This window comes from Pseudarthrobacter sp. W1I19 (genome assembly GCF_030817835.1).
Taxonomy (GTDB): Bacteria; Actinomycetota; Actinomycetes; order Actinomycetales; family Micrococcaceae; genus Arthrobacter.
The window spans coordinates 3020720-3046885 of the sequence record NZ_JAUSZR010000001.1; the positions used below are offsets into that span (position 1 = coordinate 3020720).

The following is a 26166-nucleotide window of genomic DNA, read 5'->3' on the forward strand; positions in this document are numbered from 1 at the left end:
GAAAGCCCGAAATTCGCTGCGAATCCCGGGTAGTTCCAGCCTACCCCCAGCCAGTGACATGGCAGCCGTCCAGGGCCGCCGCGGCTCCGAACCCCTACACAGGGACAGGTAAAGGAAAAGGACGAGAGGGCACAGCATGAGCGGAACCAGTAAGCATCCAGCCAAAACTGTGCTGGTGACCGGCGCCACCGGCTACATCGGCGGCCGGCTGGTGCCCAGGCTCCTGGACGAGGGGCACACGGTCAAAGTCCTGGTGCGCTCCCCCGGCAAGATCGCCGGCGTCCCGTGGCGGGACCAGGTGGAGGTGGTGGAAAGCAGCCTGGACGACGCCGGGGCGCTGCGGGCGGCGCTGGCCGGCGTCGACGTCTTCTACTACCTGGTGCACTCCATGGCAGCCGGTGCCGGTTTTGAAGCCAAGGAACAGGAGATGGCACGGACTGCTGCCGGGGCCGCGGCCGCCGCCGGAGTGGACAGGATTGTCTACTTGGGCGGGCTCCATCCCAAGGGCGTGGAGCTTTCCACCCACATGCGTTCCCGGGAGGCCGTGGGCCAGGTATTCCTGGACAGCCCGGTGGATGCGGTGGTCTTCCAGGCCGGGGTGGTCATCGGCTCGGGTTCGGCATCCTTCGAGATGATCCGCCACCTCGCCGAAACGCTGCCGCTGATGCCGGCGCCAAGCTGGGTCCGGAACCGGATCGAGGCCATCGCTGTGCGCGATGTCCTGTACTACCTCGTCGCCGCGGCGTCCCTGGACGGCCCGCTTAACCGCACCTTCGACGTCGGCTGCCGCCAGGTCCTCACGTACGCCGGCATGATGCAGGAATACGCTGCGGAAGCCGGCCTGCCCTACCGGCCGGTGCTGGCCCTGCCGGTTCCGGCACCCAAGTTGGCTGGCATGTGGGTGGCCCTGACCACCCCCATCCCGCTGTCCATGGCCGTGCCCCTTGTGCAGTCGCTGCAGCACGATGCCGTCGCCGATGAGCACGACATCGATCACTTCATTCCGCAGCCGGACGGCGGCCTGACCGCCTACCGCACTGCCGTCGCCCTGGCCCTGGGCAAGGAACGCGACGGCCAGGTGGAGACCACGTGGGCCAACGCCGGCGTCGATGCCGATCCGTTGCCCAGCGACCCCGGCTGGGCCGGGCACAAGGTGTACATCGACGAACGGACCTTCCATGGCGACGTCGATCCTGCCCATGTGTGGACGGTCATCGAAGGCATCGGCGGACGGAACGGCTGGTACTCCCTGCCGCTGGCCTGGCAGGTGCGGGGATGGCTGGACAAACTGACAGGCGGAGCCGGGCTGCTGCGGGGACGCAGGCACCCGCACACGCTGGCGACCGGAGAGGTGGTGGACTGGTGGCGGGTGGAACGGATCGATCGCGGGAAACTGCTGCGGCTCCGGGCCGAAATGCGGGCCCCGGGGCGTGCCTGGCTGGAGCTGTCGGTGGAGCCGGACGGGAACGGCAGCCGCTACCGTCAGCGGGCTATCTTCTTCCCCAAGGGGCTCAGCGGGCGGCTGTACTGGCTCGCTGTCCTGCCGTTCCACAGCCTGATCTTCCCGGCCATGGCCAGGAACATCACCGGCGCGGCACGGAAGCTGGTGGATGCGGAGCCGGGCGGCCGGACCCCGTAGGATGTTTGGAGCCTAATCCGACCCCCACGTCCCAGGAGGACCCATGGCCTTGAGCGCAACCACCACCCTTCCGCACTCCGTCCCCAGCGTTGCAGCTGTCCTGGTGAACGAGGATTTCCAGCGCCACGTCAGCCAGCTGGTGGGCGGCAGCCTGGAATCCTTCACCGTAGACGGCGACGTTGCCGGCGCGTTCAGCGCCACGTCCGTGCGGACCCTGCCCACCACCCGGCTGCCCGAGTTCGCCCGCAAGTTCGTGGGTGAGCACCTGAAGGTGACCCAGGTGGAGAACTGGGACGCTCCCGCCGCCGACGGCTCCCGGCAGAGCAACATCTCGCTGAAGATCGCCGGCGCCCCGGTGGACGTTACGGCCGTCCAGCGGCTGGTAGCGGCCGACGGCGGCACCCGCGTGGAGCTCGAAGGTGCTGTAAAGTCCTCGGTGCCGTTCCTGGGCGGCAAGATCGCCGACGCTGCCGAGCCGATGGTTGCCAAGGCACTGAACCTGCAGGCCCAGCAGGCACAGGCCTGGCTGGAAAGCCACTAGCCGCGTGGAGTTGCCCGTCTTTGCCGCGCTGGTCCTGATCGTTGCCGGCATCTGGTCGCTGGTGGTCTGGCCGCAGTTCCTGCGCCGGGTCATGAAGGATCCGCGCGCCCGCGACGCCGCCGGCAAGGCCACGAGATTCCTCACCGTCCACGTGGTGCTGGTAGCCATCTCGATGGTGCTGGGTGCGGCCACGGCCCTGATTGGAATTCTGGGGCTGTTCAGCTAGGCCCCGTCAGGAATCGAACCAGGCCCCGCCAGAAATCGAACCAGGCCCGCCAGACATCAAACCGGGCCCGCCAGGCAACAAAAATCGTCCGGCCCTCATCCCGTTGGGAGGAGGGCCGGACGTTTTGCTGTCTTGGTTCTTGCCTTCTCAGGCAGCCTGGTTGAGCGCGTCCTCGGCGGCAACCCAGGAAATCATGGCGCACTTGACCCGTGCCGCGTACCGGGCCACTCCCTCAAACGCTGCCGCGTCGCCCAGCAAGTCCGGATCCGCATGGATCTTTCCCCGGGATCGCAGGACCTCGCGGAAGCTGTCGATCACCTCGTGAAGTTCCGCCACGGTCATGCCCTCTGCCAGGTCGGTCAGCACAGAGGCCGAGGCCATGGAGATGGAGCAGCCCGCGCCGTCCCAGGCAACCTGTGCCACTTTCCCGTCGCTGACGGCCAGGCGCAGTGTTACTTCGTCGCCGCAGACCGGGTTGAGCTGGTGGGATTGGCCCGTGGTGGCGCCGTTGGGCGCATCGGTGCCGGCCAGTCCGCTGCCATGCCGGGCTTTGGAATGGTCCAGGATGATCTGCTGGTACAGCTGGTCGAGGCTCATGGTTTTACCTTCAGGGTGTGTGGGGTCTTAGGCGCGGAAGTAGGCACGCACGCCCGCGACGGCATCCAGGAACTGGTCGACGTCGTCCGTGGTGTTGTAGAGGTAGGCGCTCGCCCTGGTGGTGGCGGTCAGACCCAGCCGGCGGTGCAGCGGTTGCGCGCAGTGGTGGCCCACCCGCACCGCGATGCCCCGCGAGTCCAGGAACTGGCCCACGTCATGGGCGTGCACACCGTCGACGTCGAAGGCGGCGAGCCCGATGCGGTCCTGCCCGGCTGCAGGCCCGAGGACGCGGATGCCCGGGATGGATTCGAGGCCGGTGACCATCCGCTGGCCGAGCTCGGCCTCCCACCGGTGGATCCGGTCCAGCCCTGTTTCGGTCAGGTAGTTCACGGCCGCGGCCAGCGCCACCGCCTGCGAGATGCGCTGGGTCCCGGCTTCGAAGCGCTGGGGCGCCGGCAGGTACTCGGCCCGCTCCATGGTGACCGTGGTGATCATGGAGCCGCCGGTCAGGAACGGCGGCAGCACGTCCAGGAGGTCCTGCTTCCCGTAGAACACGCCGATTCCCGTGGGTGCGAGCATTTTGTGCCCGGAGAACACCGCAAAGTCCACATCCAGCTCTTTGGCGTCCAGCGGCATGTGCGGGGCGGACTGGCAGGCGTCCAGTACCACCAGGGCTCCGGCCTCCCGGCCCAGGGCTGCGAGTTCACTGACGGGGTTGATGGTGCCCAGGACGTTGGAGGCATGGGTGAAGGCCAGGAGCTTTGTCCGGCCGTTCACGATGTCCCGGGCCACGTCCATACGGAGGCTGCCGTCGTCGTCCACGGGGATGTACCGCAGGGTAGCCCCGGTGCGGAAGGCGAGTTCCTGCCAGGGAATGAGGTTGGCGTGGTGCTCCATCTCGGTGACCACGATTTCGTCGCCAGGGTTCAGGGCAAGCTCCTTGAGCCGGGCGTCGCCCCTGCCCTGGGCTGCCCACAAACCCGCATTGGAAAGGGCGTAGCTGAGGAGATTCAGGCCCTCGGTGGCATTGGACGTCCAGATGACCTCGGAGTAGTCGGCGCCCACAAAGTCGGCCACCTTCTGCCGGGCGTCCTCGAACGCCTCGGTGGCTTCGACCGCGAGGTGGTGGGCGCCCCGGTGCACGGCGGCGTTGCGCTGCTCGTAGAATTCCTGCTCGGCTTCGATGACGCTGAGCGGATTCTGGGACGTGGCTCCGGAGTCCAGGTAGATCAGCGGGCGACCGTTGACCAGTTGGTCCAGGACTGGAAAGTCGTTGCGGATGCGCTGCACTTCGGCGTTGTCCATCACCGGTAGGGCACGTTCCAGTGTGGCTGGCGTTGAAACTACGGCCAAAACAAACTCCTTGAAATGCCAACGGATGACACTCAATTGTCCCACACACGGCTGTGGCGGCCGCCCGGTGGGGGCAGCCGCCACAGTCGCTCCGGGCTTCAGCCCGCGGAGTGGAGGGCCGGCGACGGCTGGGGGGAGAGTCTCGGTCTCAGAAGACTCTGACGTCGCCGGCCCCGTCCAGCCCGGTCCCAGTGGACCGGAAGTTTGTTGGATACAAGGCCTGGTTGTGTTCCCGCCGCTGCGGCTTCTTTCGTGCCGCTTGCTTTGGTTCCATAAGTAAATACTCCGCGGCCACCCGGCACACGAGTAGGATGTACTCGAATTCCGCCACGTGGGACTACCTAGGGCGGCAGATACCCGCAGGCCCGGAAACCACTCGGGAGCGCCCCGGCCAATTGCGGACGGAGGGCATGGAGATGCCACGGCGGTGCCTCAGGGAAGCACAACCGGGGGCTCGGGCGGGTGAAGGCCTACTTGGGCAGTGCGGACTCCAGCTCATCCCGGCTCCGCACGCCAAGCTTGACGTACGTGCGGTACAGGTGGCCCTCCACGGTGCGCACCGATACCATCAGCCGCTGGGCGATCTCACGGTCCGTGAGGCCCTGGACAGCCAGTCCCACAATGTCCTGTTCACGCCGGGTAAGGTGGACGGCCGGCGCCGCGGCGATAAAGCGGCCTTCCCGGAATCTTTCGCCGAGCTCGTGGTCGCATTTCTCGCGCAGGGCCACAGCCTGCCTGGAGCGCCGGCGTTCCCCCGCCTGCTCCAGCAGGGTGCTGGCACGGGCGTAGGCTTCCCGTGCCAGGTTCACGAAGCCCGCTTCCTCCAGTGCGGAGGCCGTCTCCATTAGCGCATCCCCGTCGGCTTCTTCCCACCGGGCGGCCAGGGCAATCATCGCCTGCGCCCACCGGCCCTCCACTCCCTGGGCAACCGTCTGCACCATCGGGATAACCGAGGGGTCGCCCAGATCCCAGCAGATGGCAAGGAGCTCAAGCAGGGTTCCGGCCCTCGCGGTGGCATCCGGCGTGGTGGCCAGCGTGTGCAGCGCGGCAAGGCCCTTGCCGTCCCGGGACAGGTACTCGGCGGCAGCGGCGCTGTACGCGGCGGCCAGGAGCTCGTGGGCCGCCCCGCCCGCCCCCGCATCGCTGTAGTCCTGTTCCAGGCGCTGCGCCTGGGCCGAATCCCCCAGTCTTGCGGCAACATAAAAACCCAACGCTGAAGCAAAGCGGAACAGCTGCAGCGGATCGTTTAGCCGGAGTGCCTCCACGGCCGGCAGCAGCACCTGGTATGCACGCTCCATCCGGCCCTGCCGCAGCAGGGAGTACCCCCGCAGCACCTGGAGGCTGCCGTTGAACGTGGCAGACCCCGGCGAATGGCTTGCGGCGTAATTGTCGAGTTCACGCTCGGCCGATTCCCACTCCCCCATGGCAAGGTAGTCGGTCACCAGCCGGCCCAGCACAAACTCGGTATAGAAGAACAGGCTGTCTTCCAGCGGAGGCAGCTCGGAAGTGGCCAGAAGCGCCGAATCCAGGCCCTCGGAGGCGCGGCCGGTGGCAGCCAGGGCGTGCGCCAGGAGTGCCTCTCCCAACGCCCTGAGCGGTTCGCCCCCGGCATCCGCGGAGGTGCTGTTCCTGATGTCCCTGACCTCCACGGCCAGCGCTTCGGCGTCAACGTCCGCGCCCAGTTCCAGGAGGCGCACGACGCGCAGGAGGTGATCCGGTGCGGTGCGGTCGCCGTCGTCGCGCTGTAGGACGTGCTCGCGCAGGTCCTCTGCGAGGGCGTTGAGCGGGGCGCCATTCGCCTGGTGGGCGGCGGCCCGGAGCAGTACGACGGCGGGGCCTTCCGCCGTACCGGATAACTGCAGCCAGCAGGCGTCCAGGAGATCGGCAGCAGGCCCGTACATGCCCTCGTTATAGAGCGCCCGGGCCTGGATGGCTTTAGCCAGGGGCACCAGTCCGGGATCCCGGATTTTGGCAGCTATGGTGCGGGCACTGTCGTTGCGGAACCGCCGCAGGGCTTCGCGGGCGGCCTGAAGCATCTCGGGATCAGGAATCCGCAGGCCAACCTCGAATGCCCACTCGACGGAGCGGAGCATGCCCTCGCCGCGCAGGGCGGTGCCGTCCTGATGGGCCCGGATCCTTTCCAGCAGTTGCAGGCTCCGGGACACTGACAAGGTGTTCCTGATCGCTTTGGCAAACAGGGCGTTCCACATGGAGAGTTCGGCCGGAACCCCGGAGCTCTCGGAAACCATCTGCTGGTCAATGAGGGACCGGACCACCGCGGCCCCGCTGATGTCCTCGATCACTTTCCGGCCTACCGGTCCGGCGAGGGCTATGAGCTTCAGGGCCTCCTGTTCCTCCGGCGCCCGCCGGAGGTGGTCCTTCGTCACCACAGCCATGAGCTGGGGGCCGTCAGAAGGCAGGGCCCCCAACAGTATCCAGATGCCGTTCCGCTTGGCCAGGACGCCCGTTTCGGCGGCATCGTGCAGCAGTGCGTCCAGGATGCGCGGGTTGCCGCCGGAGCCGTGCCAGACAGCATCAACCGTTGCCGGCGGCACGGTTCCGTCGAGGACGTGGGCCAATACCTCTTCGATCTGTTCCCGGTTCAGGGGCCGCAGGTCCACCCGCTCGGCAAGGCCGTCGTACCAGAGCTGGTCCAACGGCTGCGGGAGGCCGGGCCGGGGCCTGGCAGCAGCCACCACCGTAGCCCAGCCGGCAGAGATAAGGTCTGCCAGTACGCCGGCCGAGGCGTCGTCCAGGTGGTGGGCATCATCCACCACCAGCAGGACCGGGGCTCCGCGGCCTGCCTTGAGTTTTTCGAAGTAGGTCCACATTGACCGCAGAACCGCTACCGGCGAGACGGACTCTTCAGCGCTCAGGTCTCCCGTATAGGGGGTGAGGACGCCGAAGGGCACGGCCGCGAGGGCGGAGCTGCCGTGGATCTGCAGGATGTTCAGCTGCCCCGCGAAACGCTCGGCAATCGCCTCCGTTAGGGACGTTTTGCCGATGCCCGGCCCGGCCATGAGGAAAACAGCATGGCTGCTGCCGTTCCGGACAATATTGCAGATCCGTTCCAGCGGCTCCCGGCGCCCGGTAAGGGCGCGGTGGGCTGTTTGCGGTTTGTGGCCGTTAGACGAGTCCAGTCAGATCACCCCTGGAAGTTACGCCGAGCTTAGTGAAGACCTGGTACAAATGGCCTTCAACTGTTCGGACTGACACACCCATTTCCAGGGCGATGTCACGGTTTGAGGCTCCCCGGCCGGCGAGCCGCGCGATCTGGCGCTCCCGCGCGGTGAGCAGCGGGCTGCCGCTGCTGGGCATGATGGGAAGATTTGCCACCGTGGCCGCCAGGATGTCCAGCCTGGCCTGGGCGGTGCGGGCGGAGACGGCATCCCCGTCCTGCCGGGCGAAGTCCACGGCCAGCGCCATGCAGCGGGCCTCCACCGCGTCCAGTTCCAGCGTGGCCGCCAGTTCACCGGCTGCGAGGAGGGTTTTGGCATCCTTGGTCCGGCTGCCCAGCGCAATGAGCCGGGAGACTTCTGCCAAAGGACCCTGCCGATGCCCGGCGATGTCCTCCAGGAGGCGGAAGTCGGCGTCGCTGCCGTTGACCGTCGCAGCGAGCAGGCTGATTCCTGCCATGGTGTAGATCCCTGCCCTCATGTTCCGCTCGGCCGACTGCTTCAGTCCGGCAACCGCTTCGGAGTCGCCCAGCCAGCGCCCGGCAACCAGGGCGCAGAACTCAATAATGTTCTCGGCGGAAAAACTGGCTTTGCCCGGAGTCCTTTGGAGTTTGCCCAGATACTTCCGCGCCTGGGTGGCGTTGCCGGTCTGGGCATACGCCAGGGCCGTTGCGGCGTATGCCGAGCGCAGGGCGCTCTGGGCAGGCTGCAGCTCCAGCTGGGCCACCGCCGAAATCAACGGGTCAAGGGCAGCGCCGCCACGCCCCGAAAAAACATAGGCCAGGCCGGCCGCAAGTTCAGATGCGGCACTCCGGTAAGGCATACGGTCCGGTTCGCCGTCGACCCGCTGTCCGACAAGGTCGATGCAGCGGCGCCACTGCCCGGCCGTCAGCAGCACCATGAAGGCCTCCCTGGTGTACTGCTCGCGCAGACCCACCACGTGCGATGCATCCGAGATCTGCCCGCCAATCCTCCGCATCAGGCTCAACGCGTCCATTTCCCGCCCCGTCAGGGACAGTGCGCTCATCAGGATGACGGAAGCCTGCATCCGGTAGGAGGTGTCCGGGTTGAGGGCCGGGTCCGCTGCTGCCTCAAGCTCCGGAATCATGGCAGCGTACTCACCGGCGAATGCGCGGTACTCGAACCCGCTTAATGCCACCCGGTGTGCGGCGGCAACTGCCGGATTCGGCCATGCAGCCTGGCCTGTGGCGGCCTCCAGCCTTTCCCCGGCCGCGGCAAGGAGGGCCGGAATCTTACCTGCCTGCTCTGGAAGCCACAGCATCACCCGGGCCTTGGAAGCCACAACGTGTGCGTACTCTTCGACTCCCACGCTGTCCAGCTCGGGCTGCGAGATATCATCCAAGGCTGCCAGGGCCTGGACGGGCAGGTTCAGCTGAAGGTAAGCGGCGGCCTTATGCCGCTGGGCCGGCACCCACTCCCGGTCCGTCCTCTTGAGCATGTCCGCGTAGGCCAGGGCGAAATGGGGATCAAAGAGTTGAACGGCGGCTTCAGCGGCGGCGAGGGCCAGTGCCGGGCTGAGTTCGGCTTCGCATTCATGGGTCCAGGCGGCGAAGGCCATCAGCTCATCGACTGCCATCTCCGCCGGATCGGGTTCCGTCCCGCCGAGGAGCCCGCCCCGTAACTCCCGCCGCCGGGCAATGCTCAACCAGGAGCGCACTACTTCGCCGATGTACTTCTCACGCAACGAGACCCAGCGGTGGTCGGAGTCGTCGATCTCCAGCAGGCCCGCGTCCTCCATGTCCGCCACGACGTCGGCACTGTAGATGGCAGTGAGCCTGGCGAGCTCCACCCGCCGGGCGCAGGAAAGCATTTCGATGACTTCCCGGGTTTCCGGCGTCTCCCTGGACCAGCGGGAGCGGACGATGTCATCAAGGCTGGCGGCGCCGTCGAGCACCACTTTGTCGCGAAGGGTCCAGACGGAGTCGGAAAGGACCAGGTTCCCGGAAAGTTTTTGTTCGGTGACCAGGGCCTTCAGCAGCAGCGGGTTGCCGCCCACCGTGTGGTGGTAGGTCGCCACCAACGAAGCGGAGACCCGGTGGCCCAGCAGGGACAACAGCACCTGGCGGGTTTGCAGTTCGTTCAGGTTGCTGAGCCGGACCTCAGTCAGGCGCCGGTCCGCGAGCAGCCAGTGGAAGTCGGGGGGAAGATCGCTGATCTTCGGTGCGACGGCGATGATCTTTGCGGTGCCGGTCAGGAGCACGTTCAGGAGCACCCCGGCGCTCATGTCGTCAATGCTTCCGGACGTATCAAGGGTGATAACGCAGGGCCGCCCGGCGGCATCGCTCCGTATCAATGACGTGATGCCGCGCAGGATGGCGGTGGGCGAACCCATGTAGGCCTGGGGCAGGCGGGCCAGCAGGAAGGAAAGGCAGCCATAGGGGGTCTTGGCGCCGGAAGGGCCGCTGCGGAGTTGAAGCGACCAGATATCAGGGCCAAGATCGGCCACCGCGGCCCGGGCAAGTGATGACTTTCCCACGCCTCTGCCGCCGGTGATGACAACGCCGAGGGAATCTTCAGTGGTCAACGCTGCCCGGATGGATTCAAGGTTTGCGCTGCGGGCAGGAGCAGACCACTGTTGCCCCCCTGGTGTTCCGGAGGTTTCGGTCTGCAGCCCAGCGCCCTGAGGTGTTGACCCACGTCCCCAGCTGAGTGGCTCGATTGACATGAACTTATCCCCTACGTCCCCTGGTGGCGGGATGTAGCCCCATTGCTCCCCCGCCTTGGAGTTAGAGTACATCGTCGCGCAGACAAGGAAACAGGTTCATGCGACTTTAAGTTTTTATGTCGCTATCGCTCAGACTTCGCAGGATGGAACTTCTGCTGGGCTGCCAGCAGTCCGTCACGCACCAGCAACTCCGCTGCATCAGCCGCCTCGTCCAGCAGGAAGGGCAGCTCTTTGAGCTCGGCAGTGCCGAAATCCCGCAGCACGAAGTCGGCGGTGTCCATCCGGCCGGGCGGCCGGCCCACTCCTACGCGGACACGGTAGTAGTCCTTGGTGCCGAGCGCTTTGGAGATGTCCCGCAGCCCGTTGTGGCCGCCTTCTCCCCCGCCAATCTTGAGCTTGACCGTGTTGAAGGGGATGTCGATTTCGTCGTGAACTGCTGCCACGTGATCCGGTTCGATGCCGTAGAAATTGGCCAGGGCCGAGACCGGGCCGCCTGAAACGTTCATGTAGCTCATCGGTTTGGCCAGCACCACGCGGGGGCCGCCGATTCCAAGCCGCCCCTCCACCACCTGTGCCCGCGCCTTGTGGGTCTTGAAACCCGCGCCCATCCGGCCTGCGAGTTCGTCCAGCACCATCTGGCCGACGTTATGCCTGTTGCCTTGATACTGGGCTCCGGGGTTTCCGAGGCCGACGATCAGCCAGGTGTCAGTCATGGGTCAATCCTAAAGTGGAGTACGGGGACGCGCGGCAGGTGGGCAGAGACGACAGTGGCCGGACCCTTGGGGTCCGGCCACTGCACACCAGCGGAATTACTCGGCTGCTGCCGCGGAAGCGCCTTCAGCAGATTCCTCGGCGCCTTCCTCGGCGGACTCGGTGGCCTCGGAGATGTTCACAACGAGTGCGTCGGCGTCGGCCAGCAGGACAGCGCCCTTGGGCAGGACCAGGTCGGAAGCGTGGATGTGCTGTCCGGCGGTGCGGCCTTCGATGTTAACCTCTACGGCGGTGGGCAGGTGGGTTGCCTCAGCCTCGAGCGAGATGACGGTCAGTTCCTGGTTGTAGGCGTTGCCGGGGGCAACTTCGCCAACAACGTGGACGGGGATGTCAACGGTAACCTTTTCGCCCTGGCGGACGGTCAGCAGGTCGATGTGCTCGATGATCTGCTTGATCGGGTCGCGCTGGACATCCTTCACCAGGGCCAGGTGGCCTTCGCCGTTGATGTCCAGGGACAGCAGGGCGTTGGCCGTGCGGACAGCCAGGGTGGTTGCCTTGGCCGGCAGGGTGATGTGGATGGGCTCTGCGCCGTGGCCGTAGATGACGGCGGGGATCTGGTTGTTCATCCGGGCGCGGCGGGCGTAGCCCTTGCCGAATTCGGTACGTACTTCTGCTGCGAGCTTCTGCTCAGACATGGAGATCTCCTTGAAAACTAAACGGTGTTCAGCAAGGGCGGAGGTCTGTTGCGACCTTCAACGCCAGGCGGCCCGGAGGCGGCCCACTTCGAAGGGAGATTCAGACCCAGTCGATAACGGAGACTGCAGTCCGGTTCCCGCAGCTGCGGTAACCGGCGTTCTCCCTCGCCAAGGTATCGCTGAAGAGTCTACCAGCGCCGGACCGGATGGCCGAATCGGGTCCGGGCCGGCGCCGGTGGTTGAGCTCCTTGAAACCAGGGTTTCGATAAGCTCAACCACCGGCAATGCGGTCAGGCTTTGCCGTCGAACAGGCTGGTGACGGAGCCGTCGTCGAACACTTCACGGACCGCGCGGGCGATCAGCGGCGCAATCGAGAGCACCGTCAGCTGCGGGAAGCGCTGCGCCGCGGAAAGCGGCAGGGTGTTGGTGACCACTACCTCACGGGCACCGGACTCCGAGAGGCGCTGCGCGGCCGGCTCGGAGAAGACTGCGTGCGTGGCCGCGATGATAACGTCCTTGGCCCCGGCGTTCTTCAGCACGTTGACCGCGCCGGAGATGGTGCCGCCGGTGTCGATCATGTCGTCGATCAGCACACAGGTGCGGCCTTCGATCTGGCCCACCACGGTCTTTGAAACGGCCTGGTTGGGAACGGTCAGGTCCCGGCTCTTGTGCACGAAGGCCAGCGGGGCGCCGCCCAGGCGTTCGGCCCACTGCTCCGCGACGCGCACACGCCCGGTGTCCGGCGAGACCACCGTGATGTTTTCCGCGTTCACCCGGGTCCGGATGTAATCGGCAAGCAGCGGGATGGCCATCAGGTGGTCCACCGGGCCGTCGAAGAATCCCTGGATCTGCGAGGTGTGCAGGTCAACGCTCATGATGCGGTCCGCGCCGGCGGTCTTGTAAAGGTCTGCCACCAGGCGTGCCGAGATGGGCTCGCGGCCGCGGCCCTTTTTGTCCTGCCGCGCATACGGGTAGAAGGGTGAAACCACCGTGATGCGCTTGGCGGAGGCCCGCTTCAGCGAGTCGATCATGATCAGCTGTTCCATCAGCCAGTTGTTCAGCGGGGCGGGGTGCGCCTGGATGACGAAGGCGTCGGTGCCGCGGACGCTTTCGCCTGCGCGCACGTAGATCTCACCGTTGGCAAAGTCGTAGGCGTCCACCGGCAGCAGTTCCGTACCCAGTTCCTTGGCGATCTCCCGGGCCAGCTCGGGGTGGGCACGGCCGGTGGCCAGCACCAGCTTCTTTTCGCCGCGCGCCGTGATTTCGCTCATTATGACTTGCCCTCTTCTGTAGATGCCGGGGTACTTGAGGAATGTGAGGTGGCTGCCTGGGCCAGTTCGGCGGAGCGGGTCCCGGGCCGGTTAGCCTGCACCCAGCCCTCGGTGTTGCGCTGTGCAGCAACCGTCAGGGCCAGCGCGCCCGCCGGAACGTCCTTGCGGATCACCGCGCCGGCGCCGCTGTAGGCACCGTCCCCCACGGTGACCGGGGCAACAAAGACAGTATTGGAGCCGGTCCGGACGCCTGAGCCGATGACCGTGCGGTGCTTCTTCTCGCCGTCGTAATTGGCAGTGATGTTGCCGCAGCCGATGTTGGTGTCCTCGCCGATCTCGGCGTCGCCGGCGTACCCAAGGTGTGACAGCTTGGAACCGCGGCCGATGGTGACGTTCTTGGTCTCGTAGAACGCGCCGATCTTGCCGCTTTCGCCCAGGACCGTGCCGGGACGCAGGTAGGTAAAGGGACCGACGGCGGCGTCCGGGCCGATGACCGCGCCGGAGCCATGGGTGCGGACCACTTTCGCGCCTTCGCCGACAGTGACGTCGGTCAGGGTGGTGTCGGGGCCGACGACGGCGTCCCTTGCCACGCGGGTGGCGCCGTGCAGCTGGGTGTTGGGCAGGAGCCGGACGTCCTCGTCGAGGGTCACGGAGGAATCGATCCAGGTGGTGGACGGGTCCACCACGGTGACGCCCGCCCGCATCCAGGCTTCCACGACGCGGCGGTTCAGTTCAGCGCCGAGGGCAGCGAGCTGGACGCGGTCGTTCGCGCCTTCCACCTGCCACCGGTCTGCGGTGACGACGGCGGCCACGCGGCCGCCTGCCTGACGGGCCAGTGCGAGCACGTCGGTGAGGTACTTTTCACCCTGCGAGTTGTCGGTGGTGACGTGGGCCAGCGCGTTGCGGAGGACGGCGGCGTCGAAGGCGTAGATGCCGGAGTTGACTTCGCGGATGAGGCGCTCGGCGTCGGAGGCATCCTTGTGTTCGCGGATGCCGGTGACGGTGCCGTCTTCGCCGCGCAGGATCCGGCCATATCCCGTGGCGTCGTCCAGGACAGCGGTCAAGACCGTAACCGCGTTGGCCTCGCGTTCGTGAGTTTCCACCAGCTCGGCCAGCAGCGCGCCCGACAGAAGCGGCACATCGCCGTAGGTCACCACGACCGTTCCCGTGAGGTTCTGCTCCGCGTCAAGGGCCTGCAGGGCGACCTCCACAGCACGGCCGGTTCCGGGGACGTCGTCCTGGTCCACGATCAGCGCGGCCGGATCAACGTCGGAGAGGTGGCGTGCCACGAGGTCGCGCTCGTGGCGGACCACCACGGCCAGCTGGCGGGGGTGGATGCTCCGTGCCGCCAGGAGCGCATGCCCCACCATGGACCTGCCGCCAATTTCATGCAGGATCTTGGGGGTACGCGATTTCATCCGGGTACCGGCGCCTGCCGCCAGGACGATCACTGCGGCCGGGCCGGTTTTCTCGGGGATCACGTACGGGCTCTCCTTGCTTGGTTACGCTGGCGCTTGCGGCGCCCGCCCGGCTTCCAGCCGGCGGGGCAACCGATTTGTCGTGCTGACTGAACGCTTCTGGCACAGCAGTTCCGCCCATAGGATTCGAACCTATACTCCACGGCTCCAAAGGCCGGGGTGCTGCCATTACACCAGAGCGGACCGTGCCCAAGGCGCAAGCGCCGGGCACAAGTCCCTATTTTGCCATGGGTTCGGGGCGCCGCGCGACACGGGGCCGCCCGGCACGGACCAAGGAGGCGCAACAGTCGCCAGGCGGCGTCGAATGGCGGCCTCCGGAGTGGACCGTGATGCCGGGAAAGCAGCCTATTGCCCCAGGACTTCGGAGGCTTCAAGCCATTCGAGCTCGAGGGCGTCTTTTTCGTCGGCGAGCTCCTTGAGCTCCTTGTTTTGTTCGGCCAGGGCATCGAAATCGGACTGCTCCGTGCTCTTCACCATCTGGTCGTGGAGCTTCTTTTCCTGCTGTTCCAGCTTCTTGAGCTGGCGCTCGATTCTGTTCAACGCTTTCCGGGCGTCTCGTTTTTCTGCTTCGGAAGGCCCGGCGGGGGCTGCAGCCGCCGCACCGGAGCTCCCGCCCGTGACGGGGTTGCCGCCGCCGGTGATGGTGGAACCGGCCAGGGTGGCTTCCCGGAGTTCGAGGTACTGGTCCACGCCGCGCGGCAGGGCGCGGATCTTGCCGTCGCCGAGCAGGGCCATCTGGTGGTCGGTGACGCGCTCCAGGAGGTACCGGTCGTGGCTGACCACCACCAAGGTGCCCGGCCAGCCGTCGAGCACGTCCTCCACTGCAGCGAGGGTATCGGTGTCGAGGTCGTTGGTGGGCTCGTCGAGCATCAGCACGTTGGGCTCCCCCACCAACAGCCGCAGCAGCTGGAGGCGTCGCCGCTCGCCGCCGGAGAGGTCCTTGACCGGGGTCCACTGCTTCTCGTTGGTGAAGCCAAGCTGCTCCACGAGCTGGCCCGCCGAAAACTCCTTGCCGCCCACATTGAAGGATCGCTTCTCCCGCTCGATCACCTCGATCACGCGCAGATCGGAAACGTCGTCGAGCTCCTTGACCTCCTGGGTCAGCACGGCGGTGACCACGGTCTTGCCGCGCTTGAGTTTGCCGGACGTCGGCTCGATCTGGCCGTTGAGCAGTCTCAGCAGTGTGGTCTTGCCGGCACCATTGACACCCACCAGCCCCAGCCGCTCGCCAGGTGCGAGGCGCAGGGTGATGTTGTCAAAGAGTTTTTGCCCTTCGCTGCCGCCGAGGAAGTCCAGCGAGACGTTCTCCAGGTCCAGCACGTCCTTGCCGAGGCGGGCAGTGGCCATCTTGCTCAGTGCGGTGGAGTCCCTGGGCTCGGGGACATCGGCGATGAGGGCATTCGCCGCTTCAATCCGGAACTTCGGCTTGGCGGTCCGTGCCGGGGCACCCCGCCGCAGCCACGCGAGTTCCTTCTTGACCAGCTGCTGGCGCTTGCTTTCCATAACCGAAGCGGCGCGGTCCCGCTCGGCGCGGGCCAGGACGTACGCCGCGTAGCCGCCCTCGAAGGGATCCACGATGCCGTCGTGGACTTCCCAGGTTTTGTTGCAGACCTCGTCCAGGAACCAGCGGTCGTGGGTGACCACCAGGAAAGCCCCTTGGTTCGCCCGCCAGCGTGTCTTCAGGTGCCGGGACAGCCAGGCAACGCCTTCCACGTCCAGGTGGTTGGTGGGCTCGTCCAGCATGATGACGTCGTGGTCCTCAATCAGGAGCTTGGCCAGTGCCACGCGGCGCTTCTGACCGCCGGACAGGGCGTGGACGTTGGCATGCCAGTCGACATCGGACACCAGCCCGCCCATGATCTCGCGGATCTGCGGGTTCCGCGCCCATTCGTAATCCGCCTGGTCCCCCACGATCGCGGCACCGACTGTCAGGTCGCCGTCGAGCACGTCGCTTTGGTCCAGGTACCCCACGTTGACGTCCCCGCGTTTGGTAACCCGGCCGGAGTCAGGGGTGGACCGCAGCGCCAGCAGGCGCATCAGGGTGGACTTTCCGTCGCCGTTCCGTCCCACCATGCCAATGCGGTCACCCTCTTCAAGCCCGAGGGTGATGCCGTCCAGGACGGTGCGGGTGGCGTAGGAGACGGTGAGGTTCTCGCCGCCAAGAAGGTGTGCCAAGGGAACTGCTTTCTGCTGCTGGAAACTGTAGGTCTTACAGGATGGTGTCGGAGATGATTCGCGCGCCGGGAACGGGGCCGTGGACGGCGAGGGCCGTGAGGCCGTAGCGCCGCAGGTTCTCCGCCAGGCCCTCTGCGGCAACGGGGTCATCGGCCAACAGCGCCACGGTGGGGCCCGAGCCGGAGACGATCCCTGCAACGGCACCGTGTGATTCGCCGATTCCCAGCGTATCGCGCAATGAGGGCGCCAACTTGATGGCGGCCCGCTGGAGGTCGTTGACCAGGACGCGGCTCAGCGCTTCTGCGTCCCCGCTGCGAAGGGCGGTGAGGATCTGCGGGTCCACGCCGGTGGGCTCGGCACCTTCGATGCCTTCCGCCGCCCGCAGCCGGTCCAGCGTCCTGTAGACCTCGGGTGTGGGGAGCCCGTAGTCCGCCGTGACCAGGACCCAGTCCGTCTGCGCCTTGGCCAGCGCCGGTGAAAGTTCGTCGCCCACCCCAAGGCCGACGGCGGTTCCGCCCAGCAGCGAGAAGGGGACGTCGGCGCCGAGCTCGGCCGCCAGATGGGCGAGCTCCTCCCGCGAGAGGCCGCTGTTCCAGAGTGCGTCGCAGGCCAGCAGGGTTGCGGCGGCGTCGGCTGAGCCGCCGCCCATGCCGCCTGCCACGGGCACGCGCTTGGTGATCTCGAGGTGGACACCCGTTGGGCGTTCGGAAACGTCCGCCATGATGGCCGCCGCCTTATAGGCCAGGTTGTTCCCGTCCAGGGGGATGTCGACGGCGTCCAGGTCCAGTGTGCTGTCCGGGCTCAGGCTGACGGTAATCCCAGGCGTTTCGGTGCTGGTGGCCGCGACTTCCTCATACAGGGACACGGCGAGGTAAACGCTGGCTACCGAATGGTAGCCGTCCGGCCGCAGCGGGCCGACGTCCAGGGACACGTTCACCTTGCCCGGCGCCTTGGCCCTGACGGTCCTGGCGGCGAAGCGCCCCGGAAGGGCGTTCACGGGCGGGCCTCGCGGGCTTCGGCGATCCTTGCGAAGGCGGAAATGTCGATGACTTCACCACGGGCCGTGGGGTCGACGCCGGCGGCAACCAGGCAGCGCTCGGCCTCCGGAGCACTGCCGGCCCAACCGGCAAGTGCGGCGCGCAGGGTCTTGCGGCGCTGGGCGAAGGCAGCGTCAATCACGGCAAAAACCTGTTCCCGGGTGGCGGTGGTGGCCGGAGGTTCGTGCCGGGTGAAGGACACCAGTCCGGAATGGATCTTGGGGGCCGGCCAGAACACGTTCATTCCAATCACTCCGGCCTTGCGCATGTGGCTGTACCAGGCAGCCTTCACGGACGGGACGCCGTAGATTTTGGATCCCGGCACGGCAGCCAGCCGGTCAGCCACCTCGTCCTGCACCATCACCAGGCCGTGCTGGAGGCTGGGGAAATGCTGCAGCAGGTGCAGCACAACGGGCACGGCCACGTTGTAAGGGAGGTTGGCCACCAGCGCGGTGGGCTGGACGGGGAGTTCTGTCACCTTCATGGCGTCAGCCTGGACCAGATGGAAGTTTCCGACGGCGGCAGGGCGCCATTCCTTGACGGTTTCGGGGAGCCTTGCAGCCAGTACGGGGTCGATTTCCACGGCCACCACGGCGGCGGCCGCGTCGAGCAGGCCGAGGGTCAGGGACCCGAGGCCAGGCCCTACTTCGAGCACTGTTTCATCCGGTCCAATGCCGGCCGCGGCCACGATCCTTCGGATGGTGTTGCCGTCAATCACAAAGTTCTGGCCCAGGGTCTTGGTGGGGCGGATGCCGATCTCTTCCGCCAGCCGGCGTATGTCGGAGGCACCAAACAGCGGTGCGGGCGCGGCGGGGATGGGTTCAGTCACCTAGGTATCCTATCCCGCGTGCCGGTCCCGGCCTGCCGGGCAAAGCTGCGGTTAAATGCCGCGGCCGGGCCCGGAAGATCCGGGTCCGGCCACGGTGCGGTGGGGCTTCAGTTATGCCGTCCGTCAGCGGCTTGCCGCCCAGCCGCAGCCCCAGGGCTGCAGGCCGCGCTGCGCGTAGACGCGGTTGGCGATGTCGATCTGTTGTGCCTTGCTGGCGAGGCTGGCGTTGGGGGCGTACGCGCCGCCGCCGGCTCCGATCCAGGTCCGGATGTCGAACTGGAGGCCACCGTAGTAGCCGTTGCCGCTGTTGATGGACCAATTGCCGCCTGATTCACACTGGGCGATCTTGTCCCACATGGCTTCGTTCATCATGGCCGGAGCGGCTGCACCGGTGTTGGCACCGGCACTGGCACTGGCTGCCGGGGCCGGGGCGGCCTGGGCCACAGGCTTGGCTTTGGTGCCCACCGTGATCTTCTCGGTGACGGGCTGCGCGGTGACCGATTCGGTGACCAGGGTGCGGGATGCCTCGCGGCCATCAACGAGTACCAGCTTGAAGGTCTTCTCCAGCTTGCCGGCGGCACCGGCCTGGGTGACTTCCTTTTCACCCTTCAACAGCTCGGCACTTTCGACGGTCTCAGTCTTGAAGGGGACGTCCTCGGTGGTCACTGCGGTCTGTCCAACGTCCACGCGGGAGACCTTGATCACCATGTTGTTGACCACGTGGGCATTGGCCGGCTGGGAGGAGCGGTCGTTGGCTCCAAGGGTCAGGCCGGCATCCTCCAGGACTTTGCCCACGGTAGCGGCAGTGGTGGTGGCCGCCTGGACCTTGCCGTCGGCGACGATGCTCACGGACTTGGGGGTGGAGATGGAAACGAAGGATCCCGCCACTGAAAGCTGTGCGTCCTTGGGAACCGAGACCGACGACGCGCTTGCGACACCAAGTTCGGTGACCAGTCCTTCAACGTCCTGCGCGGTGGTGTTCACCGTCTTTTCGGAGCCGTCAAGGCTGACTTTGACTTCCTTGGCCTGGTTCACGTTGATAACCGTGCCGTTCTGGACGGTGTTGTCGATGGCCGGGGAAACCCGGTCCGCCGGCTTCAGTTCGAGGTTGGCGCTCTTAACGACCTGCCCCACTGTTCCACCGAAGGTCTGAACGGAAGTTACCTTGCCATCAACGTTGAGCGTGATGGTTTTGTTATTGCCCACGAAGGCTACGAGTCCCACCACCAGTGCGCACAGCACCAGCAGCTGGGTTCCAACCTTGAAAAAGCTGAACTTGCCGTCCGTTGTGAAGAACTTGACCACGATTGCCCGTAACTTTAGCTCCGTCCGGGCACGGGGAGAGCGCAATAAAATGCCCGGGCACACCTCGAGGAGGGGTAGTCCGGGCACCGTTGCGCCGCCACACTCCTGCCTGCAGGCAAGCCGGAACAAGCCCGGCGTATCCTGCTGCGGAAGAAGTGAACTTATCCGGTGGCCTTCCCCGACCCCGGCTAATAGTTTTCCACTGTAACCGTAGCGTTATAAAGCCGCCAAGAAATTTGCATACCAGGTATTTGTTGGAAGGTGGGCAGGCAATGTGTTCTTAATCCCATTTTCCGTAGGCGCGCACGGTATTTTCGCTGATGCCGGCACACAGGCCGGCAAGGTCCCGGCTTGTCAATTCCGCCATGGCCCGGACGGTATAGGGGACCATGTAGCTGGCGTTGGGCCTCCCCCGGTGGGGATGCGGGGTCAGGAATGGAGCATCCGTTTCAACCAGCAGGAGTGCCGGATCCGCTGCGGCGAGCGCGGCCCGCAGGTTGGCCGCGTTCTTGAACGTCAGGGTCCCGGCGAAGGACATCCACCAGCCTTCACGGTTGCAGATCGCGGCCAGTTCCTCGTCGCCTGAGAAGCAATGGAAAACCACCCGTTCCGGGGCGCCTTCTTCCTTGAGCACCTGCACCACGTCGCTGTGGGCGTCGCGGTCATGGATCTGCAGTGTCAGGTCCAGCCGCTTGGCGATGTCGATGTGGCGGCGGAAGGAGTAGCGCTGGTGGGCCAGGCCCTCTCCCTCGGTCCGGAAGAAATCAAGGCCGGTTTCGCCGATGGCGCGGATCCGGGGATGGGCAGCCAGTTGCTCGATCTCTGCCAGCGCCTCTTCCAGCTGGCCCCGCACGGCATAACGGGGAGCATCGTTGGGGTGAAGCGCCACTGCCCCCAGCAGCCGTTCATCCAGGTCAACCGCCTGCACCGTGAACCGGGATGATTCCAGGTCGCAGCCCACCTGCACGGCACCCTGGACGCCTACCGCCGCAGCAGCGTCAAGGGCTTCCTTGATCCCCACCGGCGCCTCTCCGTCCGGGAAGTCGAGGTGGGTGTGGTTGTCCATAACGGGCACCGGCAAAGGCTCAGGAGCCGGGGGAAACTCCCGCTGCCTGGAGCGTTCGGATTCCGGCGCATCACCGGCAGCTGAAGCACGGTATGCGGCGGGGATCAGCGGGTTGCACATCCATCAAGCCTAAACCGACAGTGCGGTCCCCATATTTGTTGGAACTCTCTGTCTGTGGTGGCAGTTGTGTTAGTAGTCTGGTACGAACACATGCGGACGCCCACCGACGGGCGAAGGCAGGGCCAGCTGTCCCGTCCAGGTGAACCCCGGGCTGAAAGGTTGCCGATGGAATCCCACCGACGCAGTGCCAACGATGTGAGCGCTGCGAACCGCAATCTCGCGGGAATCGCAGAGCCCGTGAGCCACCTGAACGGCCACCGCTCCGCTGCCATGGATGCCACGTCCTTCCACGAGGCAAGCCAGCGGATCCTGACGACTGTCAATACGGTGATCGACGGGAAATCGGATGCCGCGAAGCTCGCATTGACGGTGCTGCTCGCCCAGGGCCACCTGCTGCTGGAGGACGTGCCGGGGGTGGGCAAGACGCTCCTGGCAAAGACGCTCGCCCGGACCATCGACTGTACGGTGAACCGGATCCAGTTCACCCCGGACCTGCTTCCCTCCGACGTTACGGGCGTGTCCATCTACAACCAGTCTTCCAGGCTCTTCGAATTCCGGCCCGGCGCCGTCTTCGCAAACATTGTCATCGGCGACGAAATCAACCGGGCGTCAGCGAAGACCCAGTCCGCCCTGCTGGAGTGCATGGAGGAGCACCAGGTGACAGTGGACGGCAAGTCCTACCGCCTGGACGAGCCGTTCATGGTGGTGGCAACGCAGAATCCCATCGAAATGGAGGGCACTTATCCCTTGCCTGAGGCCCAGCGGGACCGCTTCATGGCGCGGATCTCCATGGGATACCCGGACAAGGAATCCGAGATCGAGATGCTGGAGACGCACCAGTCGGCGTCACCGCTGGCCAAGGTGTCCCCGGTGGTGACCACCGCCGAGGTAGCCGCCATGATCGCCACGGTCCAGCAGGTTTACGTCTCGCAGGCTGTCAAGGAATATACGGTGTCCGTGGGCCGCGCCACCCGGGAAAGCCCGCTGCTCCGCCTCGGGGCCAGCCCCCGGTCCATGCTGCAGCTGCTGCGGGCGGCGAAGGCCACTGCGGCTCTGGACGGCCGCGACTTTGTCCTGCCGGATGATGTTGTGGACGTCGCCGAGGCTGTCCTGGCACACCGGATCATCCTGGACCGGAAAGCCGCGGGCGCGGGGGAAACCGCACACAGCGTCCTCCGCGGCATCCTGTCCCGGCTGCCCGTGGCACAGAAACCGGCAGATACCGGAGCAAGGGCTTCCGCACCTGCCGGCCGGAACGCCCCGGTGGCAGGTTTAAGCAGGAACCGCTAGGCGGACTTCCATGGCGCTGCTGGACCGACTTCCCGGACACCTCTTCACGCAACGCGGCTGGGGAATGCTGGCCGCGGGGGCAGCAGCGCTTGCCGCCGCCCAGGTGATGGGCCGCAGGGACCTGTTGAGCCTTGCAGTGCTCCTCTTTGTCCTCCCACTGGTTTCCCTCGCCGGGATCCGGTTGGTGAAACCGCGCTTCCAGGTGTACCGCGAATTTAACCCCTCGCCCGTGGAGACGGCCGCGCCCACCACTGTCAGGCTTGCGGTGGCCCGGACGGGGTCCGCCAGCGGCCGCGCCACCATGGAAGAACGGCTGCCCCCCAGGTTCGGCGAGTCACCGGCCTTCCGGTTCCCTTCCCGTTCCGCCACCGGCGGCACCAGCAGGTATGAGTACCACCTGCGCTCCGCCCAGCGCGGCCAGTTCCTGATCGGGCCAGTCACAGCGGAGTTCACCGATCCGTTCGGCCTGTCGCTGCACAGGCAGGCCATTGACGACGGCGACACCCTCACCGTGACGCCTGCCGCCGTCGTCCTTCCGTTGACCGGGCTGGCCGGGGCACGGGGCAACGACGGCGTCACTGCTACGAGGATCCGGGCCAACCCCAGCGACGACGACGTGATGACCCGCGAATACCGGCACGGAGATCCAATGCGCCGTGTCCACTGGGCGGCCACCGCCCGCCACGGAGAGCTTATGGTGCGGCAGGAGGAATCCGTCACCACGCCTGAGGCCACCATCATCCTGGACCACCGGTTCGGGGCGTTCTCCGGCAGCTCCGGCGCCGCCCCGGCAGGAAACGCGGCCCAGGACGGCCACACGATGATCAGCAGCGAAACCTTCGAGTGGGCCGTGGTAGCCGCCATGTCCATCAGCGCCCACCTTTCCGAACGCAATTACGCGCTGCGCCTCCTGGATGCGCGAGGGGAACCGGCCTTCCTGCGTTCGCCGTCCGCTCCTGAACCCGAGCTGGAAGAGTACACCGGGGCCTCCGGGCTCCAGTCCATTGCCGAGAGCCTCGCCGCAATCCAGCTCACGGGGCCCCACCACCTGCGCGGCGAGGCGGGCCGCGCGGACGTCTTTGGCGTCAGGGAATCCCATGGCCAGGAGCCAGGGCCCCCACCTTTTGATGACAACCTCATGGACAAGCTCTCCGCCCACCGCATGCGGGGCCCGGTCATCGCCGTCCTGGGCAGGATCTCGGCACTGGAGGCGCTGTCCCTTGCGCCCGCCGCAGGCTACGGCACCAACGCCTTTGCGATCCTGGTGGCGGAGCGGCCTGCGGAGTTCGAGGATGCCCTGGAGAAACTCCGGCAGGGAGGCTGGCGGGCGGCGGCCGTGGCGCCGAGCGTATCCGTGGCGGCGGCATGGAACCAGTTCGACCAGGACCTGGACGTGCCGGAACCACCGGCGGCGGAGGTCCGGCGTGGAGCGGGGGTGGCCCGATGACCATTGCACCTGCAAGGAACCCCGGAACTGAACGGCAGCAGCCGGGGCCGGCAGGAACGCCGGGACGCACCCGGGTAGGCGCCTATCCCTGGGCGATGGCAGGTTCCATTGCGTTCGCGGTGGCAGGCGCGGCCCTGTCACTGAATGGAGTGCTGCGGGGCTGGGCCTGGTACTGGCCGGTTCTCACCACAGTGCTGGTGGTCAGCCTCACGCTCGCGGTCTTGCGTTCGGTCAGGGCGCAACCGCTGCTGGTGACCGCCGGCGGATTCATTTCCCTGGCCGCCATCCTGACGCTGACATTCTTCCGCAGCTCCAGTTTCGCGGGCATCCTTCCCACCGGAGCCAGCCTGTCCGAGCTTGACCGGCTGATCCGCCGTGCCAGCGAAACCGTCCTCTCCGAAACGGCCCCCGTGGCACCCAACGTGGGCATCGTGATGGTCATCTGCGTGGTCCTGGGCCTGGCCGTAATCCTGGTGGACGCGCTGGCCGTACCTCTCGGCATGCCCGCCGCCACCGGAGTGGGGCTGCTGGCCATCCTGGTGGTGCCGGCAATGATCAAGCCCCAAAGCGTGGGCTTTTGGGCATTTGCCGCCGCGGTGGCCGGGTACCTGATGATCCTGGCATGCAGCCAGTGGTACGTCCCGGATGCCCGGACACCCGCCGATTCCGCGCGCAATCCCGGCCAGGTGCGGAGGGCAGTCCTGACCGGGGCCGTGGCCGTGGCCGCCACCCTGGTGCTGCCGCTGGCCATTCCGGGATTCGACCAGGGCACCTTTCCGCAAGGCTCGCGCATTAATCCATGGGGCCAGTCCACCGGCCTGAACCCTATGATCACGCTGGGGAACAGCCTGCGGACCCCTGCCGGGAGCGGCCGCATCACCTATGCCACCAACTCCCCTGCCCCGCTGTATTTACGCTCGGTCACCGTGGACAATTTCGATGGCGACTCCTGGGGCCCCGATGACCGCAACGCTTCCCGCCGCCCGCTGGGCAACCAAATCGACCCCGGCTATCTAGTGCCCGATGTGCAGCAGCTGGTCACAGCCATCGATGCCGGGACATTCACCAGCCCCTACCTGCCCGTCCCCTACGCACCGGAATCCGTACGGGGCCTGGAAGGACGGTGGACCTGGGATCCTGCCACCTTGAGCATCAAGGGGACCGACACCACCTCACGCCGGCAGGAGTACCTGGTCACGTCCACCGTTCCGACGGTGACAGCGGGGCTGCTGGCCAGATCTTCGGCACCTGTGCAGGGCATAGCGGATGACTTCACCCGGATTCCGGGAAACATTCCGGATATCGTCCGGAGCACTGCAGACACGGTAGCCGGTTCCGGTTCCACTCCCTATGACAAAGCGATGGCCATCCAGAAGTACCTGCGGTCCGCGGAGTTCACCTACTCCCTGCAGTCCCCCGTGCAGGGCGGCTATGACGGAAACGGGCTCTCCGTCCTCGCAGACTTCCTGAACCAGAAGAGCGGCTACTGCATCCACTACGCGTCCGCCATGGCGGTGATGGCCCGGCTCGAGGGAATCCCCAGCCGGATCGCGGTGGGCTACGCCCCGGGCAGGCTGACGGGCGCCACCGTATCCGTGGCCGGTCAGGGTGCACTGCCTGAATACGAGGTGGACGCCAGGGATGCCCACGCGTGGCCGGAGCTCTACTTCCAGGGGCTGGGCTGGGTCCCGTTCGAGCCCACACCGTCCCGCGGCGTAGTGCCGGACTACGCCACCGAGACCTCCGCCTCCCCGGCCCCCAACGCGTTGGAGAACGGTGACGATCTGGTCCCGGAAGCCACACCTGCTCCCGCGCCGGCGCCGAGCGCCGCTCCGCTGCCCGGCCCGGAGTCGGGCGTCACCACGGACACCGGAAGCCAACTCCTTCGGTGGCTGATGAGTATCGGATCGCTTGTAGGGGCTGCGCTGCTTGCCGCGTGCCCCCGGCTCATCCGGGCAGGGATCCGGGCACGGCGGCTCAGAACAGCGGACCCTGCCGCTGCAGTGCCGTTGGCATGGAGCGAAATGGTGGACCTGGGTACCGACTACGGCCTGCCGCCCCAGCCAAGCGAGACCCCCCGGGCGTACTCCGCCAGGCTGCGTGGCTCCACGCTGCTGGGCGAACCGGGCGGAATGGACGAGGCCGCCCACCAGGCTGCGGCGGGGTTGACCGCAGAATTCGAACGCCAAAAATACGGCCCGCCGGTGGGCGGGGAGCCTGAAGCAGACCATTCCGGAACTGCGCGGAAGGCGTCCCGGAGCAGCGAAATCACCGCTGCCCGCATCGCGGCTCTTGAATCAGCATTCCGGGCCAACTCCCCCACGCTGCGCCGGCTGCACGCAGCCTGGCTGCCGGCGTCGGTTGTTGGACGGTTTGGACGCCTGCTGGCTGCTCCCTTCCGGGCTGCCGGCGTTGCCGCCGGCAAAGCGGCGAAAGCCGCTGCCCGCACCTGGTCTCTGCGCTGGTCCGGAGGTTCCTGATACAGGCCCTCCGGATCCAGCGGTTCCCGCACCAGGGCAGGCAG

19 protein-coding genes and 1 tRNA gene are annotated in these 26166 nt (G+C 66.6%); 6 read left to right on the forward strand and 14 right to left on the reverse strand.

The genetic code is table 11. The features are described from left to right. Positions 1-136: 136 nt before the first annotated feature. From QF038_RS14090 to QF038_RS14100, 3 genes are read left to right on the forward strand one after another with little or no spacing between them, the layout of a single operon-like run. Complete coding sequence (locus QF038_RS14090) at positions 137-1639, forward strand: SDR family oxidoreductase (protein WP_307610691.1); 1503 nt, start codon at positions 137-139, stop codon at positions 1637-1639. Between the two features lie 43 nt (positions 1640-1682). After that, on the forward strand, positions 1683-2180 hold the full coding sequence (locus QF038_RS14095) for a DUF2505 domain-containing protein (protein ID WP_307610692.1): 498 nt from the start codon (positions 1683-1685) through the stop codon (positions 2178-2180). Positions 2181-2184: 4 nt separating this feature from the next. Continuing rightward, the gene (locus QF038_RS14100) at positions 2185-2406 is read left to right on the forward strand and encodes an SCO4848 family membrane protein (protein ID WP_307610693.1); all 222 of its coding nucleotides are present in this window, start codon (positions 2185-2187) and stop codon (positions 2404-2406) included. 147 nt (positions 2407-2553) lie between these two features. On the opposite strand, the gene sufU is transcribed toward QF038_RS14100, so the two are convergent. From sufU to QF038_RS14170, 14 genes are all read right to left on the reverse strand, one after another. Next, positions 2554-3003 carry a Fe-S cluster assembly sulfur transfer protein SufU gene (gene sufU, locus QF038_RS14105; RefSeq protein WP_307610694.1) on the reverse strand — a complete coding sequence of 150 codons (450 nt, stop codon included), beginning with the start codon at positions 3001-3003 and terminating at the stop codon, positions 2554-2556. 27 nt (positions 3004-3030) lie between these two features. Then, positions 3031-4356 carry a cysteine desulfurase gene (locus QF038_RS14110; protein WP_307610695.1) on the reverse strand — a complete coding sequence of 442 codons (1326 nt, stop codon included), beginning with the start codon at positions 4354-4356 and terminating at the stop codon, positions 3031-3033. A gap of 470 nt (positions 4357-4826) precedes the next feature. Continuing rightward, positions 4827-7430: a LuxR C-terminal-related transcriptional regulator gene (locus QF038_RS14115; RefSeq protein ID WP_373461646.1), complete on the reverse strand. Its 2604-nt coding sequence runs from the start codon at positions 7428-7430 to the stop codon at positions 4827-4829. Between the two features lie 52 nt (positions 7431-7482). Next, on the reverse strand, positions 7483-10218 hold the full coding sequence (locus QF038_RS14120) for a LuxR family transcriptional regulator (RefSeq protein ID WP_307610697.1): 2736 nt from the start codon (positions 10216-10218) through the stop codon (positions 7483-7485). Between the two features lie 122 nt (positions 10219-10340). Beyond that, on the reverse strand, positions 10341-10931 hold the full coding sequence (gene pth, locus QF038_RS14125) for an aminoacyl-tRNA hydrolase (RefSeq protein ID WP_307610698.1): 591 nt from the start codon (positions 10929-10931) through the stop codon (positions 10341-10343). Between the two features lie 96 nt (positions 10932-11027). Then, positions 11028-11624 carry a 50S ribosomal protein L25/general stress protein Ctc gene (locus QF038_RS14130; protein WP_091418405.1) on the reverse strand — a complete coding sequence of 199 codons (597 nt, stop codon included), beginning with the start codon at positions 11622-11624 and terminating at the stop codon, positions 11028-11030. A 290-nt stretch (positions 11625-11914) separates the two neighbouring features. Then, entirely contained in the window at positions 11915-12895 is a 981-nt protein-coding gene (locus QF038_RS14135) for a ribose-phosphate diphosphokinase (RefSeq protein ID WP_307610699.1), read from the reverse strand. Beyond that, a complete protein-coding gene (glmU, locus tag QF038_RS14140; RefSeq protein WP_307610700.1) occupies positions 12895-14376 on the reverse strand; it encodes a bifunctional UDP-N-acetylglucosamine diphosphorylase/glucosamine-1-phosphate N-acetyltransferase GlmU in 1482 nt (493 codons plus the stop codon). The genes QF038_RS14135 and glmU overlap by 1 nt, the downstream gene beginning before the upstream one ends. Before the next feature lie 108 nt (positions 14377-14484). Continuing rightward, positions 14485-14556: transfer RNA gene (locus tag QF038_RS14145), tRNA-Gln, on the reverse strand. A gap of 162 nt (positions 14557-14718) precedes the next feature. Then, positions 14719-16548, reverse strand: coding sequence for an ABC-F family ATP-binding cassette domain-containing protein (locus tag QF038_RS14150; RefSeq protein WP_307610701.1), 1830 nt, complete (start codon positions 16546-16548; stop codon positions 14719-14721). A gap of 34 nt (positions 16549-16582) precedes the next feature. After that, positions 16583-17545, reverse strand: coding sequence for a 4-(cytidine 5'-diphospho)-2-C-methyl-D-erythritol kinase (locus QF038_RS14155; protein ID WP_307610702.1), 963 nt, complete (start codon positions 17543-17545; stop codon positions 16583-16585). Continuing rightward, positions 17542-18414 carry a 16S rRNA (adenine(1518)-N(6)/adenine(1519)-N(6))-dimethyltransferase RsmA gene (gene rsmA, locus QF038_RS14160; RefSeq protein ID WP_307610703.1) on the reverse strand — a complete coding sequence of 291 codons (873 nt, stop codon included), beginning with the start codon at positions 18412-18414 and terminating at the stop codon, positions 17542-17544. The genes QF038_RS14155 and rsmA overlap by 4 nt, the downstream gene beginning before the upstream one ends. A gap of 123 nt (positions 18415-18537) precedes the next feature. Next, positions 18538-19719, reverse strand: a complete 1182-nt coding sequence (locus tag QF038_RS14165; RefSeq protein WP_307610704.1) for a resuscitation-promoting factor — start codon at positions 19717-19719, stop codon at positions 18538-18540. Between the two features lie 280 nt (positions 19720-19999). Further along, positions 20000-20905 (reverse strand): TatD family hydrolase, encoded by a 906-nt coding sequence (locus QF038_RS14170; protein WP_307610705.1) that lies wholly within the window; start codon positions 20903-20905, stop codon positions 20000-20002. Between the two features lie 165 nt (positions 20906-21070). Between QF038_RS14170 and QF038_RS14175 the strand changes: the two genes are divergently transcribed. The 3 genes from QF038_RS14175 to QF038_RS14185 are packed head-to-tail and all read left to right on the forward strand — an operon-like array spanning position 21071 to position 26122. After that, on the forward strand, positions 21071-22195 hold the full coding sequence (locus QF038_RS14175; RefSeq protein WP_307610706.1) for a MoxR family ATPase: 1125 nt from the start codon (positions 21071-21073) through the stop codon (positions 22193-22195). A 10-nt stretch (positions 22196-22205) separates the two neighbouring features. Further along, a complete protein-coding gene (locus QF038_RS14180) occupies positions 22206-23642 on the forward strand; it encodes a DUF58 domain-containing protein (protein WP_307610707.1) in 1437 nt (478 codons plus the stop codon). Continuing rightward, the gene (locus QF038_RS14185; RefSeq protein ID WP_307610708.1) at positions 23639-26122 is read left to right on the forward strand and encodes a DUF3488 and transglutaminase-like domain-containing protein; all 2484 of its coding nucleotides are present in this window, start codon (positions 23639-23641) and stop codon (positions 26120-26122) included. The genes QF038_RS14180 and QF038_RS14185 overlap by 4 nt, the downstream gene beginning before the upstream one ends. The last annotated feature ends 44 nt before the right edge of the window (positions 26123-26166 follow it).

Excerpts from the sequence above, each read along its gene's own strand:
- QF038_RS14090 (WP_307610691.1), top strand. The coding sequence starts at position 137 with ATGAGCGGAACCAGTAAGCATCCAGCCAAAACTGTGCTGGTGACCGGC.
- QF038_RS14095 (WP_307610692.1), top strand. The coding sequence starts at position 1,683 with ATGGCCTTGAGCGCAACCACCACCCTTCCGCACTCCGTCCCCAGCGTT.
- sufU (WP_307610694.1), bottom strand. The coding sequence starts at position 3,003 with ATGAGCCTCGACCAGCTGTACCAGCAGATCATCCTGGACCATTCCAAA.
- QF038_RS14120 (WP_307610697.1), bottom strand. The coding sequence starts at position 10,218 with ATGTCAATCGAGCCACTCAGCTGGGGACGTGGGTCAACACCTCAGGGC.
- pth (WP_307610698.1), bottom strand. The coding sequence starts at position 10,931 with ATGACTGACACCTGGCTGATCGTCGGCCTCGGAAACCCCGGAGCCCAG.
- QF038_RS14130 (WP_091418405.1), bottom strand. The coding sequence starts at position 11,624 with ATGTCTGAGCAGAAGCTCGCAGCAGAAGTACGTACCGAATTCGGCAAG.
- QF038_RS14135 (WP_307610699.1), bottom strand. The coding sequence starts at position 12,895 with ATGAGCGAAATCACGGCGCGCGGCGAAAAGAAGCTGGTGCTGGCCACC.
- QF038_RS14170 (WP_307610705.1), bottom strand. The coding sequence starts at position 20,905 with ATGTGCAACCCGCTGATCCCCGCCGCATACCGTGCTTCAGCTGCCGGT.
- QF038_RS14175 (WP_307610706.1), top strand. The coding sequence starts at position 21,071 with ATGGAATCCCACCGACGCAGTGCCAACGATGTGAGCGCTGCGAACCGC.
- QF038_RS14180 (WP_307610707.1), top strand. The coding sequence starts at position 22,206 with ATGGCGCTGCTGGACCGACTTCCCGGACACCTCTTCACGCAACGCGGC.
- QF038_RS14185 (WP_307610708.1), top strand. The coding sequence starts at position 23,639 with ATGACCATTGCACCTGCAAGGAACCCCGGAACTGAACGGCAGCAGCCG.